18 protein-coding genes are annotated in these 18602 nt (G+C 61.0%); 9 read left to right on the top strand and 9 right to left on the bottom strand.

Annotated features, from left to right (window positions below; translation table 11 throughout):
* Positions 1–30: 30 nt before the first annotated feature.
* Positions 31–300, top strand: a complete 270-nt coding sequence (locus IMX17_RS22450) for a hypothetical protein (protein WP_042785491.1) — start codon at positions 31–33, stop codon at positions 298–300.
* A 17-nt stretch (positions 301–317) separates the two neighbouring features.
* Positions 318–596, top strand: a complete 279-nt coding sequence (locus tag IMX17_RS22445) for a type II toxin-antitoxin system RelE/ParE family toxin (RefSeq protein WP_182265722.1) — start codon at positions 318–320, stop codon at positions 594–596.
* Here the strand turns inward: IMX17_RS22445 and btsR are convergent, their stop codons facing one another.
* From btsR to ppiA, 3 genes are all read right to left on the bottom strand, one after another.
* Entirely contained in the window at positions 597–1322 is a 726-nt protein-coding gene (btsR, locus tag IMX17_RS22440; protein WP_046898723.1) for a two-component system response regulator BtsR, read from the bottom strand.
* Positions 1322–3007: a sensor histidine kinase gene (locus IMX17_RS22435; RefSeq protein ID WP_044029984.1), complete on the bottom strand. Its 1686-nt coding sequence runs from the start codon at positions 3005–3007 to the stop codon at positions 1322–1324. Before IMX17_RS22435 ends, btsR begins: the two co-directional genes overlap by 1 nt.
* Positions 3008–3162: 155 nt before the next feature.
* Entirely contained in the window at positions 3163–3732 is a 570-nt protein-coding gene (gene ppiA, locus IMX17_RS22430; RefSeq protein ID WP_033636286.1) for a peptidylprolyl isomerase A, read from the bottom strand.
* Positions 3733–4085: 353 nt separating this feature from the next.
* Here ppiA and IMX17_RS22425 point away from each other — a divergent pair, with 353 nt between their 5' ends.
* The 4 genes from IMX17_RS22425 to tsgA all read left to right on the top strand — a co-directional run bounded on the left by IMX17_RS22425 (position 4086) and on the right by tsgA (position 8157).
* Complete coding sequence (locus IMX17_RS22425) at positions 4086–4424, top strand: PTS lactose/cellobiose transporter subunit IIA (RefSeq protein ID WP_025304525.1); 339 nt, start codon at positions 4086–4088, stop codon at positions 4422–4424.
* The gene (locus IMX17_RS22420; protein ID WP_033645265.1) at positions 4421–5728 is read left to right on the top strand and encodes a 6-phospho-beta-glucosidase; all 1308 of its coding nucleotides are present in this window, start codon (positions 4421–4423) and stop codon (positions 5726–5728) included. Before IMX17_RS22425 ends, IMX17_RS22420 begins: the two co-directional genes overlap by 4 nt.
* Before the next feature lie 72 nt (positions 5729–5800).
* Complete coding sequence (locus IMX17_RS22415; RefSeq protein WP_094141724.1) at positions 5801–6781, top strand: LacI family DNA-binding transcriptional regulator; 981 nt, start codon at positions 5801–5803, stop codon at positions 6779–6781.
* Between the two features lie 191 nt (positions 6782–6972).
* Positions 6973–8157, top strand: a complete 1185-nt coding sequence (gene tsgA / locus IMX17_RS22410; protein ID WP_046898720.1) for an MFS transporter TsgA — start codon at positions 6973–6975, stop codon at positions 8155–8157.
* A gap of 53 nt (positions 8158–8210) precedes the next feature.
* Here the strand turns inward: tsgA and IMX17_RS22405 are convergent, their stop codons facing one another.
* Positions 8211–9479 carry a cytosine deaminase gene (locus tag IMX17_RS22405; RefSeq protein ID WP_227414677.1) on the bottom strand — a complete coding sequence of 423 codons (1269 nt, stop codon included), beginning with the start codon at positions 9477–9479 and terminating at the stop codon, positions 8211–8213.
* A 302-nt stretch (positions 9480–9781) separates the two neighbouring features.
* On the opposite strand from IMX17_RS22405, the gene nirB reads away from it, so the two are divergent.
* The 3 genes from nirB to cysG are packed head-to-tail and all read left to right on the top strand — an operon-like array spanning position 9782 to position 14108.
* Positions 9782–12331: a nitrite reductase large subunit NirB gene (gene nirB / locus IMX17_RS22400; protein WP_046898718.1), complete on the top strand. Its 2550-nt coding sequence runs from the start codon at positions 9782–9784 to the stop codon at positions 12329–12331.
* Complete coding sequence (gene nirD, locus IMX17_RS22395; protein ID WP_033645269.1) at positions 12328–12654, top strand: nitrite reductase small subunit NirD; 327 nt, start codon at positions 12328–12330, stop codon at positions 12652–12654. Before nirB ends, nirD begins: the two co-directional genes overlap by 4 nt.
* 50 nt (positions 12655–12704) lie before the next feature.
* Positions 12705–14108, top strand: coding sequence for a siroheme synthase CysG (cysG, locus tag IMX17_RS22390; RefSeq protein ID WP_182265721.1), 1404 nt, complete (start codon positions 12705–12707; stop codon positions 14106–14108).
* Positions 14109–14159: 51 nt separating this feature from the next.
* Here cysG and trpS read toward each other — a convergent pair whose 3' ends face one another.
* From trpS to IMX17_RS22365, 5 genes are all read right to left on the bottom strand, one after another.
* Positions 14160–15167 (bottom strand): tryptophan--tRNA ligase, encoded by a 1008-nt coding sequence (gene trpS, locus IMX17_RS22385; protein ID WP_004930324.1) that lies wholly within the window; start codon positions 15165–15167, stop codon positions 14160–14162.
* 2 nt (positions 15168–15169) lie between these two features.
* The gene (locus IMX17_RS22380) at positions 15170–15868 is read right to left on the bottom strand and encodes a phosphoglycolate phosphatase (protein ID WP_193550245.1); all 699 of its coding nucleotides are present in this window, start codon (positions 15866–15868) and stop codon (positions 15170–15172) included.
* Positions 15861–16538: a ribulose-phosphate 3-epimerase gene (gene rpe, locus IMX17_RS22375; RefSeq protein ID WP_019456160.1), complete on the bottom strand. Its 678-nt coding sequence runs from the start codon at positions 16536–16538 to the stop codon at positions 15861–15863. The genes IMX17_RS22380 and rpe overlap by 8 nt, the downstream gene beginning before the upstream one ends.
* A 51-nt stretch (positions 16539–16589) precedes the next feature.
* Positions 16590–17402 carry an adenine-specific DNA-methyltransferase gene (dam, locus tag IMX17_RS22370; protein ID WP_033651736.1) on the bottom strand — a complete coding sequence of 271 codons (813 nt, stop codon included), beginning with the start codon at positions 17400–17402 and terminating at the stop codon, positions 16590–16592.
* Between the two features lie 84 nt (positions 17403–17486).
* Positions 17487–18500: an SPOR domain-containing protein gene (locus IMX17_RS22365; protein WP_033645274.1), complete on the bottom strand. Its 1014-nt coding sequence runs from the start codon at positions 18498–18500 to the stop codon at positions 17487–17489.
* Between the last annotated feature and the right edge of the window lie 102 nt (positions 18501–18602).

Below are 18602 nucleotides of genomic sequence, written 5' to 3'. Positions count from 1 at the left end.
ATATTACGCTGTATATACGAGGTAAATACCATGCCTGAATCTACCGTGGTAATCCGCGTGGATGAAGAGTTAAAAACCGCTTTTGCCAGCGCAGCAAAGGCCGCCGACCGCACGGCTTCACAACTGCTGCGCGATTTCATGCGCGAGTTTGTAAGCCGCCAGGCTCAGCAGGAAGAATACGACCAGTGGCTGAGGGAAAAAGTCGAGGTGAGCCGCAAGGCGTTGCGTGAAGGCAAGTTCGCCGACGATGAAGAGGTCGCCGCTTATTTCGCCGAACGCAGAGCTAAATCAACGCGATAAACCACAAAAGGACTTTTGTGAAACTGATATGGACGGAACCCGCCATCGCCGATCGTCTGGCGATTTATGAATGGTTGGAACTTAAAAACCCGGCCGCCGCCGCAGAAAATGATGTAAAAATCGCTGACGCGGCGGCACGCCTCGTGCATCATCCCGCCAGCGGAAAAACGGGTCGGATAGCCGGCACGCGCGAGTTGGTCATCTCTCCGTCCTATCTGCTGGTCTATGAATGGGCGGCTCAGCGCGTCATCATCTTGGCCATCGTGCATACCCGCCGCCGGTGGCCACCCGTATAGTCACCCCCGCAGCCCCAATTGCTCCTTCAGCGCTTTCAAATAACGCCGGCTGACCGGCACCGGATCGCCGGCGGACATGATCATCTCCGCCGCGCCGCCTTCTTCGAAGCGGATCTCGCGCACCTGCTCCAGGTTGACCAAATACTGCCGATGGCAGCGCACCAGCGGCGTACGGCTTTCCAGCGTGCGCAGCGTCAATTCGGTGAAACACTCCATGCCGTCGCTGCGCACCACGAATACCCCGCTCAGTTTGGAACGGATCGCCAACACCTCGTCGAACCGCAGCAGATAGATGCGGCTGTGGCCGGTGCAGGGAATGTATTTCAGGTAGCCGGCGCTGTCATCCAGCGCCGTCACATCCTGCGGCGCACTGCGCTGCCGCAGGCGTTGCAGCGTCTTGCTCAGCCGCTTCGGCTCCGCCGGCTTCAGCAGATAGTCGAAGGCGTGCTCCTCGAACGCCTGCACCGCGTATTCGTCGTAGGCGGTCAGAAACACGATGTGCGGCATCCGATTGGGATCCAGCATGCCGACCATTTCCAGCCCGCTGATACGCGGCATTTGAATATCGAGAAACACCACGTCCGGCTGCAGCCGATGGATCTGGCTGATGGCTTCGATGGCGTTGGCGCATTCGCCGATGATCGTGATCCCCGCTTCGGCCTCCAGCAGATGGCGCAGGTTGTCGCGCGCGGAAGGCTCATCGTCAACAATCAGTGCGTTTAACATCAGGCGGCCCTCTCCATGGGAACATTGAGCGTAATGCGGGTATAGGCGTCCGGCCGGCAATCCACCTGCACGCCATAGCCTTCGCCGTAGCGCACGCGAATGCGTTTATCCACCAGATTCATACCCAGCCCGCTGCAGTTTGGTTTCGGCTGGAACAGCCCGGCGTTGTCCGTCACCTGCAGCAGCAGATGCTCGCCTTCGCAGCAGGCGCCGATTTCGATGCGGCCCACGCCCAACAGATGCGAGGTGCCGTGCTTGATGGCGTTCTCGACGATCGGCTGCAGCGAAAACGCCGGCAGCCGCGCCGCCAGCAGCGCCTCGGGCAGCGATACCGCAATCTCCAGCCGATCGGCGAAACGCGCTTTCTCGATCTGCAGGTAGGCGTTCACATGTTCTATCTCGTCCGCCAGGCTGACTTCATCATCCGAGCGCTTGAGGTTTTTGCGAAAGAAGGTCGAAAGGGACTGCACCAACTCGCAGGCGCGCTCGCCATCACGGCGGATCACCGCCACCAGCGTATTCAACGCATTGAAGAGGAAATGCGGGTTGACCTGCGCATGCAACAGCTTGATCTCCGACTGCGCCAACAACTGCTTGTGGCGCTCGTACTGTCCGGCCATGATCTGCGCCGAGAGCAGGCTGGCGATGCCTTCGCCCAGCGTGCGGTTGATGGTGCTGAACAGCTGGCTTTTCGGTTCGTACAGCTTGATGGTGCCGATGACCCGCTGGTTTTCGCCGCGCAGCGGGATCACCAGCGTCGATCCCAGCTTGCAGGCCGGATTGATCGAGCAGCAGTAAGAGAGCTGGTTGCCGTCGGCGTACACCACCTCGTTGTTGTCGATGGCGCGATGCGAATGCACCGAGGCGATCGGCGTCCCCGGCAGGTGGTGATCGTCGCCGATGCCGATAAACGCCAGCAGCTTGTCGCGATCGGTGATCGCCACCGCGCCGATACCCAGTTCCTGATAAATCACCCGGGCGACCTTCATGCTGTTTTCCTGATCGAAGCCCTGCCGCAGGATGCCCTCGGTACGCTCGGCGATTTTCAGCGCCTTGGAAGAGAAAGCGCTGGTGTATTTCTCGAACATCGCGCGCCGATCCAGCAGGATTTGCATAAACATCGCCGCGCCGACGGTATTGGCGATCATCATCGGCAGCGCGATGTGCTCCACCAGCTGCAACGCCTCGTTGTAAGGGCGCGCCACCGCCAGAATGATCGCCATCTGCAACACTTCCGCCACCAGCGCCACGCCGCCGACGAACAGCGGATTGAACAGCAGCTCGATGCGCCCGCGGCGCATGGCGATGCTATGTACGATGCCGCCGACCAGGCCTTCCGACACCGTGGAGATCGCGCAGGCCACGTCGGTCATGCCGCCGAGCGTATACCGGTGCAGGCCGCCGGTCAGCCCGACCAGAAAACCTACCGACGGCCCGCCCAGCAAGCCGCCCAGGACCGCGCCTATCGCGCGGGTATTGGCGATCGAATCCTGAATGTGCAACCCGAAATAGGTGCCCATGATGCAGAACACCGAGAAGATCACATAACACAGCAGCTTGTGCGGCAGGCGAATGGTCACCTGCATCAGCGGGATAAACAGCGGGGTTTTGCTCAGCAGATAGGCGATGACGAGATAGACGCACATCTGCTGCAACAGCAACAGCACCTGGTTAAATTCATACATGGCAGCAACTCATCCAGAGACAACAAAGGGCGAACGCCGGATTTCCGGTCTGGTTATTGTCTGCCGATTAGAGCATGGGGCGCGGGAGAAAACAGTGATGAAGGCAAGGCTTCGTGAGGAAGGACGGCCGACCCCGGCGGGATCGGCCAAAAAACTTACGGCAGCACCTTGGCCGACAGAATCACCACCGGTTTGGTCGGCACATTCTGGTAAGGGCCGACGTTGCCGGTCGGCACCTGAGCGATCTTGTCCACGACGTCCATGCCTTTCACCACTTTGCCGAACACGGCGTAGCCGAAGTCACGCTGGCCGTGATCCAGGAAGGCGTTATCGGCCACGTTCAGGAAGAACTGGCTGGTGGCGCTGTCCTTGTCGGCGGTGCGCGCCATCGAAATGGTGCCGCGCAGGTTGCGCAAGCCGTTGTCGGCTTCGTTCTTGATTGGCGCCTTGGTGGATTTCTGCTGCATGTCAGCGGTGAAACCGCCCCCCTGGATCATGAAGCCCGGGATCACGCGGTGGAAAATGGTGTTGTTGTAGTACCCGCTGTTAACGTAATCGACGAAATTCTGGGTGGAAACCGGTGCCTTCTGGCTGTCGAGCGCCAATTCGATATTCCCCGCCGAGGTGGTCAGCATGACGTGGGTTTCACCGGCGGCGAGCGCCGCTGGCGCCATCGCAGTCAGGGAACACAGCGCGACGAAGGTCACTAAAGTACGTTTGAACATTAACGGGTCCTTTCTCTGAGAGACAAACAACGGAAAAGCGCTTTGATTCTAAAGAGCTGTATCGGCAAGTGCCAGCCATTTACCTATATTTACCCAATTACGGGACATATCCTAGGTGGCCCTGAATTTTGCTGCGGAAAGTATGGGCGCAGAAGGCTTTTTTGCCAACCGCGTCACGCATTTTTTGCCCAGCACCGCCCCAGGGCGTTTTTTGCGATCTACCTCCCAGTTTGCACACCGGTTGCCGTTACCCTATATAAATGAGAGCGCTCTCATTATAAAAAGAACGGATACTGAGGTATCCCACGGCGGCGTCGCCGCGCAACACCTGGAGAAATGACGTGAGTGAATTGATGACTGAAGTCAGCCCCGAGTTTGAAAGCACCATCATGGAACTGCTGGTTTTCTCCGGCAGCGCGCGCAGCAATGCGTTGATGGCGTTGCGGCAAGCGCGCGCCGGCGACTTCGCCGCCGCGGCCAAACACATGGTCGAATCCAAAGAGTGGGTGAAGAAGGCGCACCTGATCCAGACCGAGCTGATCGGCCTGGACGAAGGCTGCGGCAAGCTGGCGATCAACCTGATCACGGTACATGCGCAGGATCATCTGATGAACGCCATGGTGATCCAGGATCTGGCCGACGACATGATCGAGCTCTATCGCCGTCAGTCGCAAACGGAGGGCCGCTCATGAGCACGCTCAAAATCGCGGTGATTGGCGGTGGCAGCAGCTACACTCCCGAACTGGTCGATGGGCTGATCCAACGTATCGATGAACTGCCGGTCACCGAACTGGCGCTGGTGGACGTCGAACCGGGCCGCCAAAAAGTGGAAACCATCGCCGCCCTGACCCGCCGCATGCTGGCGCGCCACGGGCTGGAACAGGTGAAGGTCAGCGTGCACTTCGCGCTGGACGAAGCGATTCGCGGCGCCGCTTTCGTGCTGACCCAGTTCCGCGTCGGGCAACTGCCGGCGCGCGCCGCCGACGAACGGCTGGGCCTCAAATACCAGCTGCTCGGCCAAGAGACCACCGGCGTCGGCGGCTTCGCCAAGGCGCTGCGCACCATTCCAGTAATGCTGGATATCGCCCGTCGGGTGGAAAAGCTGGCGCCGGACGCCTGGATCATCAACTTCACCAACCCGGCCGGCATCGTCACCGAGGCGGTGTCCCGCTTTACCAAAGCGAAGATCATCGGCCTGTGCAACGTACCGATCAGCATGCATCACATGATCGCCAACATGCTGCAGGCGCCTTACGCCGACGTACAGCTGCGGTTCGCCGGCCTGAACCACATGGTCTGGGTGCATCAGGTCACGCAGCAGGGGCGCGACGTCACCGGCAACGTGATCGACATGCTGTGCGACGGCGCGGCGCTGACCATGAACAACATCAAGGAAGAGCCCTGGCAGCCGGACTTCCTGCGCGCGCTCGGCGCCATCCCCTGCCCGTACCACCGCTATTTTTACCAGACCCGCGAGATGCTGGCGGAAGAGATGGCCGCCGCCGGCGAACGCGGCACCCGCGCCGAGCAGGTGATGCAGGTAGAAAAAGAGCTGTTCGAGCTGTATGCCGATCCGCAGTTGAACAGTAAGCCGGAACAGCTCAGCTTCCGCGGCGGTTCTTTCTATTCTGAAGTTGCGCTGGAGCTGATCCGTGCTATCCATAATAATCTCGGCACGCAATTAGTGGTCAACACCGCAAACCGCGGCGCAATCCATGGCCTGCCGGACGATGCTGTGATAGAAATCAACTGTATCGTCGATGCTCAGGGCGCGCATCCGCTGACCTTCGGCCCACTGTCGGAACCGATGCAGGCGCTGACGCAGCAGGTGAAAGCCTACGAACGCCTGACCATCGAGGCCGCGGTGCACGGCGATCGCCGCAGCGGCTTGCTGGCGCTGATCGCCAACCCGCTGGTGGGCAACGCCAATCTGGCGCAGCCGTTGCTGGACGAGGTGTTGACGATAAACGCGCCGTATTTGCCGCAGTTCAGGTAAGCGCCTGCGCGCGGTATGACAGGGGTTCGGCGCGCCGAACCCATTTTTTTAGCCGTAATCAGGAGTTGGACGATGGTGACACTGGAAGATGTCGCGGCGCTGGCGGGCGTATCGCGCGCCACCGTATCACGGGTAGTGAACGGCGACAGCAACGTCAAGGCGCCGACCCGCGAGAAGGTTGAGCGCGCCGTCGCCCAGCTCGGTTACACCCCCAACCCGGCGGCCCGCGCGCTCGCCTCCAGCCACAGCAATACCCTCGGGCTGGTCACCACGTCGTATCGCGGCGGCTTCTTCGGCGCGCTAATGGACTTCGTGCAAACCGAGGCCGAATCCCACGGCAAGCAGCTGCTGGTGACCCAGGGCCGCAACAGCGCCGAAAACGAATGGCAGGCGGTGCAGCGGCTGTTCAGCCTGCGCTGCGACGGCGTGATCCTGCACGTGCGTTTTCTCAGCGACGATCGGCTGCGCCAGCTGGCGGCGGAGCAACGTCATTTCGTGTTGCTCGATCGTCTGGTGCCGGGGCTGGAAGACCGCTGCGTCACCTTCGATCATCCGCTCGCCAGCCGCATGGCGACCCAGCAACTGCTCGACGCCGGCCACCGGCGCATCGCCTGCATCAGCGGGCCGCGCGAGCGGCCGTCGAGCCGCCTGCGGCTGCAAGGGTTTGAAGAGGCGATGCAGGCGGCGAATATCGAGCCGGTGGCCTGTCTGGAAGGCGTTTACGATCTGGAAAGCGGTTACCGCTGCGCCGATCGCCTGTTGCGGCAGGCCGCGCCGCCCAGCGCCATCTACTGCTGCAACGAAGAGATGGCGATCGGCGCCCTGCTGGCGATCAACGAGCACCGCCTGCGGGTGCCACAGGATATCTCCTTGATCTGCTACGACAGCGGCGAACGCGCGCCCTTCGTCCGCCCGGCGTTGAGCAGCGTACACTTTCCCATCAGCGAGATGGCGCAATACGCGGCGCGCAGGTTGATCGATCCCGCCACCCCGACACACCGTTTTGAGCCGACGATCATCAAGCGTGATTCCATTGTGACGGTACGCAAATAGATCACAATAATGCGTATCACCCCTTCATGGGTTGCATCAAAAAATCGACAGCCATCACAAAAAATCCCGTTGTCTGTGCTAGGATCCGCCCCCTGGTGGCCTGAACGGGACTTTTTTCTGCGTTTGCCAGGAAAAGCCAGCGGCCTTATGCCAGTTTTAAAACCTCTAACAGACATATTCAGGCCTATATAATGAATGACAGTAACCGCATACGGCTTACCTGGATCAGCTTCTTTTCGTACGCGCTGACCGGTGCTTTAGTGATCGTCACAGGGATGGTGATGGGAAACATTGCAGAGTACTTTAATCTGCCGGTTTCCAGCATGAGTAACACCTTTACTTTCCTCAACGCCGGCATTTTGATTTCGATCTTCCTCAATGCCTGGCTGATGGAAATCATCCCGCTGAAGCGTCAGCTGATCTTCGGCTTTGTCCTGATGGTGCTGGCGGTGGCGGGGCTGATGCTCGGCAAGAGCCTGACCATGTTCTCGCTGTGCATGTTTATCCTTGGCGTGGTTAGCGGCATCACCATGTCGATCGGCACCTTCCTGATCACCCACATGTATGCCGGCCGCCAGCGCGGTTCACGCCTGTTGTTCACCGATTCCTTCTTCAGCATGGCCGGGATGATCTTCCCAATCGTCGCCGCCATGCTGCTGGCTCGCCATATCGGCTGGTACTGGGTTTATGCCTGCATCGGCCTGCTGTACGTGGGGATCTTCGTGCTGACCCTGTGCTCCGAATTCCCGGTGCTGGGCAAGAAAGGCGCCGACGCCGGTCAACCGGTCGAGAAAGAAAAATGGGGCATCGGCGTGCTGTTCCTGTCGATCGCCGCGCTGTGCTACATCCTTGGCCAGCTGGGCTTCATTCAGTGGGTGCCTGAGTACGCCACCAAGTCGTTCAACATGGACATCGGCCAGGCCGGTAAGCTGGTGAGCGACTTCTGGACCTCATACATGATCGGCATGTGGGTGTTCAGCTTCATCCTGCGCTTCTTCGATCTACAGCGTATTGTTACCGTGCTGGCCGCGCTGGCCACCGGCGCGATGTACCTGTTCGTCAGCACCGACAATCCGGAGCACCTGGGCTACTACATCATGGCCCTGGGCTTCGTTTCCAGCGCCATCTACACCACGCTGATCACCCTCGGCTCGCTGCAGACCAAGGTCTCCTCGCCGAAGCTGGTCAACTTTATCCTGACCTGCGGCACCATCGGCACCATGCTGACCTTCGTGGTCACCGGCCCGATCGTGGCGAAAGGCGGGGCGCACGCGGCGCTGACCACCGCCAACGGCCTGTATCTGGCGGTGTTCGTGATGTGTCTGCTGCTGGGCTTCGTGACCAAGCACCGCAGCCACGGTCACGTAACGCACTGATTTCTTCGCATCAAATACATCAAGGGCGCCCGCAAGGCGCCCTTTTTTGCGCCTTAGCGCCGAAAATCCACCGTCTCATCCTGCTGCAGATGCAGCGTGGTTTCCGCCGGCCGCGTTTCGGCGATCACCGCGCCCTGGCGAATCGAATAACGCACCGGCGTCTGGCGGCGCACCGCGTCGAAACCGCTTTCCGCCGGCAGGATCACCAGGTTGGCGCTGTTGCCGGCCGCCAGGCCGTAGTCGCTCAGGTTAAGAGTGCGCGCGCTGTGGTGGGTGATCAGCTTCAGCCCGTCGTCGATTTGGCCATAGCCCATCAGCTGGCACACGTGCAGCCCCATATGCAGCACCTGCAGCATGTTGGCGGTGCCGAGCGGATACCAGGGATCGAACACATCGTCGTGGCCGAAGCAGACGTTGATCTCCGCTTCCAACATCTCCTTCACCCGCGTCACGCCGCGCCGTTTTGGGTAGCTGTCGAAACGCCCCTGCAGGTGAATGTTCACCAGCGGGTTGGCGACGAAGTTGATGCCGGACATTTTCAGCAGGCGGAACAGCCGCGAGGCGTAAGCGCCGTTGTAAGAGTGCATCGCCGTGGTGTGGCTGGCGGTGACTTTCTCCCCCATCTCCAGCTTCAAGGCCAGCGCCGCCACGGTCTCGACGAAACGCGATTGCTCATCGTCAATTTCATCGCAGTGCACGTCCACCAGCCGATCGTATTTTTGCGCCAGCGCGAATGCCTTGTGCAGCGACTCCACGCCGTACTCGCGGGTGAACTCGAAATGCGGAATGGCGCCCACCACGTCGGCCCCCAGCCGCAGCGCTTCTTCCAGCAATGCTTCGCCGTTGGGATAGGAAAGGATCCCCTCCTGCGGGAAGGCGACGATCTGCAGCGTTACCCAGGGCGCCACCTCCTGCTTAACTTCCAGCATGGCGCGCAGCGCGGTCAGCGTAGGATCGGAAACGTCGACGTGGGTGCGCACATACTGCACGCCGTTGGCGATCTGCCACTTGAGCGTTTGCCAGGCGCGTTGCTTGACATCTTCATGGGTCAACAAGGCTTTGCGTTCTGCCCAGCGCTCGATCCCCTCAAACAGCGTGCCGGACTGGTTCCAGGCCGGCTGGCCGGCGGTTTGCGTGGTATCCAGATGAATATGCGGTTCGACGAACGCCGGCAACGCCAGCCCGCCCTGCGCATCCAGCACGTCGCTGCGCCACTCCTGCCCTTCCGGCTGCGGCACCAGATGCGCAATGCGCCCCTGCTCGATCGCCAGTTGCCACAATCCTTCATGCCCGCTTAAACGCAGGTTGTCGATAAACTTCAATGGACGTTTCGCCACCCTTCACCTCTGCCGTTGCGCTGGTTTTCTTCATCATACTGGCAGCGGATCGCGCTGACAAAGTCGCCGTTGCACGCCGGCCTGCGCGTCTACTCCCAGCGGGGTAGTTGGTGCGCGACCTGACTCGCTTCAGCTAAAGGTGAATAAAATCCGCAACTTATCAAAAAACGTGGAAAATCATTCATATACCACGTTGTGGGTAGATAAAGGCGCGATTGATTTGCATCAATAAATTGCCCCTCGGGAGGGATAAGGTAAGCCTAGGAAACCCGAATTTTGAGGCAATAATGAGCAGAGTCAAACTTGCCGTGATCGGCAATGGCATGGTCGGCCACCGGTTCATCGAAGATCTGTTGGATAAAGCAGACAAAGACCTATTCGACATCACCGTATTTTGCGAAGAGCCGCGCATCGCTTACGATCGCGTGCATCTCTCTTCCTATTTCTCGCACCATACCGCCGAAGAGCTGTCGCTGGTGCGCGAAGGCTTTTACGAAAAGCACGGCGTGAAGGTGCTGCTCGGCGAACGCGCCATCACCATCAATCGCGACGAGAAAGTCATCCACTCCAATACCGGACGCACCGTCTATTACGACAAGCTGATCATGGCCACCGGCTCCTATCCGTGGATCCCGCCGATTAAAGGCTCGGATAGCCAGGACTGCTTCGTTTACCGCACCATCGAAGACCTGAACGCCATTGAAGCCTGCGCGCGCCGCAGCAAACGCGGCGCGGTGGTCGGCGGCGGGCTGTTGGGGCTGGAAGCCGCCGGCGCGCTGAAAAGCCTGGGGGTGGAAACGCACGTGATCGAGTTCGCTCCGGTGCTGATGGCCGAACAGCTCGACCCGATGGGCGGTGACCAGCTGCGCCGCAAGATCGAGCGCATGGGCGTCAAGGTACACACCGGGAAAAACACCCAGGAGATCGTCAACGGCGGCGGCACGGCGCGCAAAACCCTGCATTTCGCCGACGGCAGCCTGCTGGAAGTGGATTTCATCGTTTTCTCCACCGGCATCCGCGCCCAGGACAAGCTGGCGCGTCAATGCGGACTGGAGATCGGCCGCCGCGGCGGCATCGCCATCAACGACTGCTGCCAGACATCGGATCCGGACGTGTACGCCATCGGTGAGTGCGCCGCCTGGCGCGATCGCACCTTCGGCCTGGTGGCGCCAGGTTACAAAATGGCGCAGGTGGCCGCCGATCACCTGCTGGGCCGCGAAAACGGCTTCCAGGGCGCCGACATGAGCGCCAAACTGAAACTGCTGGGCGTAGACGTCGGTGGCATCGGCGATGCCCACGGCCGCACCGAGGGCGCCCGCAGCTACGTTTATCTGGATGAGAGCAAAGAGGTCTACAAACGCATCGTGGTCAGCGCCGACAACAAAACCCTGCTCGGCGCAGTGTTGGTCGGCGATACCAGCGATTACGGCAACCTGCTGCAGCTGGCGCTGAACGGCATCGCGCTGCCGGAAAACCCGGACGGCCTGATCCTGCCGGCCCATGCGGGCAGCAAGCCGGCCATCGGCGTGGATTCGCTGCCGGAAAGCGCGCAGATTTGCTCCTGCTTCGACGTCAGCAAAGGCGACATCATCCGGGCAGTCAACCAAGGCTGCCACACCGTGGCGGCGCTGAAAGCCGAAACCAAGGCCGGCACCGGCTGCGGCGGCTGCATCCCGCTGCTCACCCAGGTGTTGAACGCCGAACTGAGCAAGCAAGGCATCGAGGTTAACCACCACCTGTGCGAACACTTCGCCTATTCACGTCAGGAGCTGTTCCACCTGATCCGCGTCGAAGGCATCAAGTCGTTCGAGGCGTTATTGGCCAAATACGGGAAAGGTTACGGCTGCGAAGTCTGCAAACCGACCGTCGGCTCGCTGCTGGCCTCGTGCTGGAACGAATACATCCTCAAACCACAGCACACGCCGCTGCAGGATACCAACGACAACTTCCTCGGCAATATCCAGAAAGACGGCACTTACTCGGTGATACCGCGCTCCGCCGGCGGCGAAATCACCCCGGACGGCCTGCTGGCCATCGGACAGATCGCCAAAGAGTACAACCTTTACACCAAAATGACCGGCTCGCAGCGCATCGGCATGTTCGGCGCGCAGAAAGACGACCTGCCGGCCATCTGGCGCAAGCTGCTCGCTGCCGGCTTTGAAACCGGGCACGCATACGCCAAGGCGCTGCGCATGGCGAAAACCTGCGTCGGCAGCACCTGGTGCCGCTATGGCGTCGGCGACAGCGTCGGTTTCGGCGTCACGCTGGAACATCGCTACAAAGGCATCCGCACCCCGCACAAAATGAAATTCGGCGTCTCGGGCTGTACCCGGGAATGCGCCGAAGCGCAGGGCAAAGACGTCGGCATCATCGCCACCGAAAACGGCTGGAACCTGTATGTTTGCGGCAACGGCGGCATGAAACCGCGCCACGCCGACCTGCTGGCCGCCGATCTCGATAGCGAGACCCTGGTGCGCTACCTCGACCGTTTCATGATGTTCTATATCCGCACCGCCGATAAGCTGCAGCGCACCTCGGTATGGCTGGAAAGCCTGGAAGGCGGCATCGATTACCTGCGCAAGGTGATCGTCGACGACAAGCTCGGCATCAACGAGCAATTGGAAGCGGATATCGCCCGCCTGCGCGAGGCGGTGATCTGCGAGTGGAAAGAAACCGTCGAGCACCCGGAAACGCAGCTGCGCTTCGCCCACTTCATCAACAGCCCGCTGCGCGATCCGAACGTGCAGGTGGTGGCCGAACGTGACCAACACCGCCCGGCGCGCCCTGACGAGCGCATTGCCGTCACCCTGATCGACACCGAGGAGAGCCAAGCATGAGCCAGTGGATTACCGTTTGCCCCATCGCCGACATCCTGCCCGGCACCGGCGTGTGCGCCCTGATCGGCGATCGGCAGGTGGCGGTGTTCCGCCCCTATGCCGACGAACAGGTGTTCGCCATCAGCAATATCGACCCGTTCGCCCAGGCCAGCGTGCTGTCGCGCGGGCTGATCGCCGAGCATCAGGGGGAGTTGTGGGTCGCCAGTCCGCTGAAGAAACAGCGTTTCCGCCTGTACGATGGCCACTGCCTGGAAGATGACAGCCGCTCCGTCGCCAGCTTCACCAGCCGGGTGGTCGACGGCATCGTGCAAGTCGCGGCATAACCTTTCGGGGGCGCATCCCGCCCCCACGCCGATAACCCCGAGGAATGCCGATGGACTACCTGCCGATTTTCTGCCAACTGCAACACAAAGCCTGCCTGCTGGTCGGCGGCGGCGAAATCGCCGAACGCAAGGCGCGCCTGCTGCTGGACGCCGACGCGGCGCTGACCGTCAACGCCCTGGCCTTCAGCCCGCAGTTCCACCAGTGGGCGGCAGAAGGCCTGTTGACGCTGGCCGAAGGCGAATTCAGCCCGGCCCTGCTGACGGAAAAATGGTTGGTGATCGCCGCCACTGACCGGCTGGAGATCAACGCGCGGGTGTACCAGTGCGCCAACCAGCAGCGGGTGTTCTGCAACGTGGTCGATGACCCGAAACGCGCCAGCTTTATCATGCCGTCGATCATCGATCGTTCGCCGATCATGGTGGCGGTGTCCTCCGGCGGCAAAGCGCCGGTGTTGGCGCGGTTGCTGCGCGAGAAGCTGGAAGCGCTGCTGCCGCAACACCTCGGCAAGCTGGCGCAGCTGGGCGGATCGCTGCGTCAACGGGTGAAACAGCGCTTCAGCAGCCTCGGCGCGCGCCGCCGCTTCTGGGAGCGGCTGTTCGCTCACGATCGGCTGGCGCAATCGCTGGCCAATGACGACGCGGCTCTGGCCGAACGCCAGCTCGAACAGCTGTTCAGCGAACGGCCGGAGGATCGTGGTGAAGTGGTGCTGGTGGGCGCCGGGCCGGGCGATGCCGGCTTGCTGACGCTGAAAGGGCTGCAACAGATCCAGCAGGCCGACGTGGTGGTTTACGACCGGCTGGTCTCCGAAGCGATCATGACGCTGGTGCGTCGCGACGCCGAGCGCATCTTCGTTGGCAAACGCGCCGGCCATCACTGCGTGCCGCAGGAGCAGATCAACCACATCCTGCTGCAGCAAGCGCGGCAAGGCAAACGCGTGGTGCGCCTGAAGGGCGGCGATCCCTTTATCTTCGGCCGCGGCGGCGAAGAGCTGGAAACGCTGGCGGACGCCGACGTGCCGTTCTCGGTGGTGCCGGGCATCACCGCCGCCTCCGGCTGCTCCGCCTACAGCGGCATCCCGCTCACCCACCGCGACCACGCGCAGAGCGTGCGTCTGGTGACCGGCCACGCCAAGGCCGACGGTGGATTGGACTGGGCGACGCTGGCCGCCGGGCAACAGACGCTGGTGTTCTATATGGGGCTGTCGCAGGCGGCGGAGATCCAGCGCCGGCTGATCGCGAACGGACTGCCGGCCGCCACGCCGGTGGCGCTGGTGGAAAACGGCACGTCCTGTCGCCAGCGGGTGATCGAAGGCGAGCTTGGCCAACTGGGCGCCTTGTCCCTGCAGGCCGCGAGCCCCAGCCTGATCATCGTCGGCAGCGTGGTCAGCCTGCGCAGCAAGCTTAATTGGTTCGCCAGCGAGGAATCGCCCGCCGGCCTGGCGCAAATGGCGTGATACCGACGTAAAAAAAGCGGCCCAAGGCCGCTTTTTTTATTTGCGCCGGCGTTACGCCTGCGGCGGTACGAAACCGACGGCCTGATACACCTTCGCCAGGGTTTCCTGCGCGCGTGCGCGGGCCTTGGCGGCGCCGTCGCGCATCACCTGCTGCAGGTAGGCTTCGTCGTTGCGGAAGCGGTGGTAACGCTCCTGCAGCTCAGCCAGCATGCCGGAGACGGCTTCCGCCACCGCGCCTTTCAGGTGGCCGTACATTTGGCCTTCGAACTCGGCTTCCAGCTGCGCGATGCTCTTGCCGGTGACGCCGGCGAGGATGTCCAACAGGTTGGAGACGCCCGCCTTGTTGACCACGTCGTAACGCACGACAGGCGGCTCTTCCGAGTCGGTCATTGCGCGTTTGATCTTTTTGGTCACCGCTTTCGGATCTTCCAGCAGGCCGATCACGTTGTTGCGGTTATCGTCCGACTTGGACATCTTCTTGGTCGGTTCCTGCAGCGACATCACGCGCGCGCCGGATTTAGGAATAAACGGCTCCGGCACTTTGAACACGTCGCCGTACAGCGCGTTGAAACGCTGGCCCACGTCGCGGCTCAGTTCCAGGTGTTGTTTCTGGTCTTCGCCCACCGGCACCTGATTGGTTTGATACAGCAGGATGTCCGCCGCCATCAGCACCGGATAGCTGAACAGCCCGGCGTTGATGTTCTCCGCGTAGCGTGCGGATTTGTCTTTGAACTGCGTCATGCGGCTCAGTTCGCCGAAATAGGTGTAGCAGTTCAGCACCCAGCTCAGCTGCGTGTGCTCAGGCACATGCGACTGCACGAAGATGGTGCTTTTTTCCGGATCGATGCCGCAGGCCAGATACAGCGCCAGCGTATCCAGCGTGGCTTTGCGCAGCTTTTCGGCGTCTTGGCGCACGGTGATGGCATGCAGATCGACGATGCAGTAGATGCAGTCGTAGTCGTCCTGCATCTGCACCCACTGACGCAGCGCACCCATGTAGTTGCCGATGGTCAGTTCGCCGGACGGCTGCGCGCCGCTAAATACGATGGGCTTACTCATGTTTAAATTTCCTGATTCTCTAAAGATGACAGCCCAAGAGCGGGCAACAAATCGGCGAAGCGCTCCAACACCCGATCGGGGTGGCTCAGGGCGATCGATTCGCCGTAGTTATAACCGTAGGTAAAACCGACGCTCGGGCAACCGGCGCCCTGGGCGGCTTGAATATCGTTGCGCGAATCGCCGACGAACAGCAGTTCATGCGCTCGCAACCCAAGCTTGCCGAGCACCAGATACAACGGCGCCGGGTGAGGTTTCTTTTCCGTCACGTCGTCGCCGCCGATCACCAGCGAAAAATACTCGCCAATGCCCAGCGATGCCAGCAGCGGCGCCACGAACGGCGTCGGCTTGTTGGTCACCAATGCCATCGGGTAACAGTGCGCGGCCAGGCGGGCCAGCGTCTCTTGCACCTGCGGGAAAAGGCGGCTGCCGCTGTCGACGGTCTGCGCGTAGAAATGATCGAAGCGCTCACGCAGCCGGCCGCACTGCTCCGGCGTATCTTCCGCTTCCGCCCAGCGCAGCGCGCGCTGCACCAGCACGTCGGCGCCGTTGCCGATCCAGGTGCCGACTCGCTCTTCACCCGCTTGCGGCAGCCCCCTCTCTTCCAGCGCCATATCGATGGCGGACGCGAGGCCCGGCGCGCTGTCGACCAGCGTGCCGTCAAGATCGAAGGCCAGTGCGCGGATCGCGCCGAAATCAGCCATGGGAAACCTTCGCCAGCTCGCTGCGCATTTCGTCGATCACCTTGCGGTAGTCCGGCTGGCCAAAGATGGCGGAACCGGCGACGAACATATCGGCGCCCGCGGCGGCGATTTCGGCGATGTTGTCCACCTTCACCCCGCCGTCGACTTCGAGACGGATATCGCGGCCGCTGTCGTCGATCAGCTTGCGCACCTGGCGCAGCTTGTCGAGCGTGCCGTGGATGAACGACTGGCCGCCGAAGCCCGGGTTGACCGACATCAGCAGGATCACGTCGATTTTATCCATCACGTAATCAAGATAGCTCAGCGGGGTCGCCGGGTTGAACACCAGGCCGGCCTTACAGCCGTGCTCTTTGATCAGCTGAATGGTGCGATCGACATGTTCGGAGGCTTCAGGGTGGAAAGAGATATAAGACGCGCCGGCCTTGGCGAAGTCAGGCACGATGCGGTCCACCGGCTTGACCATCAGATGCACGTCAATCGGCGCGGTAATGCCGTAGTTGCGCAGCGCTTCGCACACCATCGGACCGATGGTCAGATTGGGCACGTAGTGGTTGTCCATGACGTCGAAGTGCACCACGTCGCCGCCTGCGGCCAGCACGTTAGCGGTATCTTCACCTAACCGGGCAAAATCTGCCGACAGAATGGACGGGGCAATCAAAAACTTTTTCATCCGCTTCTCCAAACGTAGGGTCGAGTTGTTATGCGCCGGGGTGCCCCCGGCTTAGCGATACAGCGCCAAAAGCTCGTTCACTTTACTGCGGCCGAGAATATTGCGGCTGATCGTGCGGCGCGCTTTCACCACATACAGCGCAGCATGCTGGTACCAGTCGCGCGTCAGCTCGGTATCGTGATTGGAAATCAATACCGGCACCCGGCTCTCTACCGAGAGCTGATGCGCCAGATGCGCCAGGCTCTGCTGATCGGCGATGCTGAAGCTGTTGGTGTGGTAAGCGGTGAAATTCGCCGTCGCCGACAGCGGCGCATAAGGCGGATCGCAATACACCACGGCGCCGGCTGCAGCCTTCGCCATGGTATCGCGGTAATGCTCGCAGACAAAAGTGGCATTGCGCGATTTTTCAGCAAACCAGTAGAGCTCTTCTTCCGGGAAGTACGGTTTCTTGTACCGGCCAAACGGCACATTGAACTCGCCGCGCAGGTTATAGCGGCACAGGCCGTTATAGCAGTGACGGTTCAGGTAGAGGAACAGCAGCGCCCGGCGGTAAGGCTCGGTGCTAGTATTGAACTCTTCTCGCAGCAGGTAAAACTGATCCGAGTTATTGAATTCATCGGCGAAAAGCGTGCGGGCATCGCGCACGAAGTCATCCGTGCGCAGCTTAACGATGTTATACAGGTTGATAAGATCGCTATTGATGTCGGCGAGAATGTAGGCGTCGTAATCCGTATTCAGAAAGACGGATCCCGCACCCACGAAGGGCTCGATTAAGCAGTCTCCCGCCGGCAGATGGCGACGAATCTCATCTACCAGCGGGTATTTTCCACCAGCCCATTTTAAAAAAGCGCGGTTTTTCTTCATGCCGTCAATTAGCTACTTATACAATTCAGAGCGGCGGATTGTACTCTGTTTCAGACAGCACATCAGCGCACAAATTTAAATGATTTATTTTTTAAGATCTTGCTGCACTTGGTGTACAGGTCGGACCCACGGTTTTTTCGCCTGCACATCGGCCGGCAACGAAGCAATGGCGCGCTTCGCTTCAGCAGAAGACGCATAGTTGCCGCTCACCAGCACGTACCACGGCTTGCCGTCACGCTTGGTGGCGTACACCAGGTAATTCTGCAGCTTCTGCTGTTTGGCGTAGGCGTTCAGCGTATCGGAACGCGAAGCGCTGCTCAGTTGCAAGGTATAGTGGCTGCCCGGCGCAGACTGCACAGAACTGCCGCTGCTGGCGACCGCTCCCGCTTTCGCGGTGGAAGACGGCTTGGCCGGCGGCGTATACACCGTAGTCGGTGATTTATGCTGCGTTGCGGTCGGTTTGGCGGCGGCGGTTTTCGCCGGCGTTTTATGCTGTTGCGGGGCAGTGCCCTGCACAGGACGCGTCGCTTCGCGCGCTGCGGCGCCGCTCATCACCGTCGCCGGTGCGGTCGGCAACGTCGACGCTGCGCCGGTCATGCCCTGGGTCGCGGCATCCACCTGCCCCTGCTGCTGCGACAGCGCATCCGCCATGTTGCCCGGCAAATCGACGCGCTGCTGCGCACCGCCTTGCTGAGGCTGCGTTTGCGCTTCGGTCGGCGTGCCGGAGATCGGCGGAACGCTGACGTTCTGCGGTTGCTGCGGCTGAGTCGCGCTCACGCCGTTATTATCGTGGGTATCCGTCGTGCCGCCCGGCACGCCGTTATTGGCGGTGGTCAGCGACGAAGAACCGGACAGGTTTATATCGCGGGCCGCGCCGTTTTGCGCGCCGCTCTCCTGCGCCGCTTCATGTTTGGTCGGCGCCTTCAGGGCTGAACCGATGCCGATAATCAGCAGCAGCAGCACCAAAATGCCGATGCCAATCATCAAATGCTGGCGCGAAACGGCGAAGCGCGGCGCGGCGGCCGGCTTGCGCGAACGCGTAGGACGACGATCGCTGCTATCAGGTCTGAGATCGTCTTCCGGTTTAAACTCGTCCATCTGAAACCCTCCAACTAGAGGCAAAAGCCCACCACCGTAGACCTACCGTGGCACGGGCGGATTAACCCGATGATGGCAAAGCGACACCCGTCGTGCTCTGCT

Origin of the sequence: Serratia sp. X3 (assembly GCF_014982455.1) — a bacterium.
In the GTDB taxonomy this organism is placed as follows: domain Bacteria; phylum Pseudomonadota; class Gammaproteobacteria; order Enterobacterales; family Enterobacteriaceae; genus Serratia; species Serratia ureilytica.
Note: the sequence above shows the minus strand (reverse complement) of the source record. Positions and strands in the feature narration are given on the sequence as shown.

What these genes read in the sequence shown, in the direction of transcription:
- nirD (WP_033645269.1), top strand. Translation starts at nt 12,328, where the DNA reads ATGAGCCAGTGGATTACCGTTTGCCCCATCGCCGACATCCTGCCCGGC.
- btsR (WP_046898723.1), bottom strand. Translation starts at nt 1,322, where the DNA reads ATGTTAAACGCACTGATTGTTGACGATGAGCCTTCCGCGCGCGACAAC.
- dam (WP_033651736.1), bottom strand. Translation starts at nt 17,402, where the DNA reads ATGAAGAAAAACCGCGCTTTTTTAAAATGGGCTGGTGGAAAATACCCG.
- IMX17_RS22365 (WP_033645274.1), bottom strand. Translation starts at nt 18,500, where the DNA reads ATGGACGAGTTTAAACCGGAAGACGATCTCAGACCTGATAGCAGCGAT.
- IMX17_RS22425 (WP_025304525.1), top strand. Translation starts at nt 4,086, where the DNA reads ATGACTGAAGTCAGCCCCGAGTTTGAAAGCACCATCATGGAACTGCTG.
- IMX17_RS22435 (WP_044029984.1), bottom strand. Translation starts at nt 3,007, where the DNA reads ATGTATGAATTTAACCAGGTGCTGTTGCTGTTGCAGCAGATGTGCGTC.
- IMX17_RS22420 (WP_033645265.1), top strand. Translation starts at nt 4,421, where the DNA reads ATGAGCACGCTCAAAATCGCGGTGATTGGCGGTGGCAGCAGCTACACT.
- IMX17_RS22415 (WP_094141724.1), top strand. Translation starts at nt 5,801, where the DNA reads ATGGTGACACTGGAAGATGTCGCGGCGCTGGCGGGCGTATCGCGCGCC.
- nirB (WP_046898718.1), top strand. Translation starts at nt 9,782, where the DNA reads ATGAGCAGAGTCAAACTTGCCGTGATCGGCAATGGCATGGTCGGCCAC.
- rpe (WP_019456160.1), bottom strand. Translation starts at nt 16,538, where the DNA reads ATGAAAAAGTTTTTGATTGCCCCGTCCATTCTGTCGGCAGATTTTGCC.
- trpS (WP_004930324.1), bottom strand. Translation starts at nt 15,167, where the DNA reads ATGAGTAAGCCCATCGTATTTAGCGGCGCGCAGCCGTCCGGCGAACTG.
- tsgA (WP_046898720.1), top strand. Translation starts at nt 6,973, where the DNA reads ATGAATGACAGTAACCGCATACGGCTTACCTGGATCAGCTTCTTTTCG.
- IMX17_RS22450 (WP_042785491.1), top strand. Translation starts at nt 31, where the DNA reads ATGCCTGAATCTACCGTGGTAATCCGCGTGGATGAAGAGTTAAAAACC.
- cysG (WP_182265721.1), top strand. Translation starts at nt 12,705, where the DNA reads ATGGACTACCTGCCGATTTTCTGCCAACTGCAACACAAAGCCTGCCTG.
- ppiA (WP_033636286.1), bottom strand. Translation starts at nt 3,732, where the DNA reads ATGTTCAAACGTACTTTAGTGACCTTCGTCGCGCTGTGTTCCCTGACT.
- IMX17_RS22380 (WP_193550245.1), bottom strand. Translation starts at nt 15,868, where the DNA reads ATGGCTGATTTCGGCGCGATCCGCGCACTGGCCTTCGATCTTGACGGC.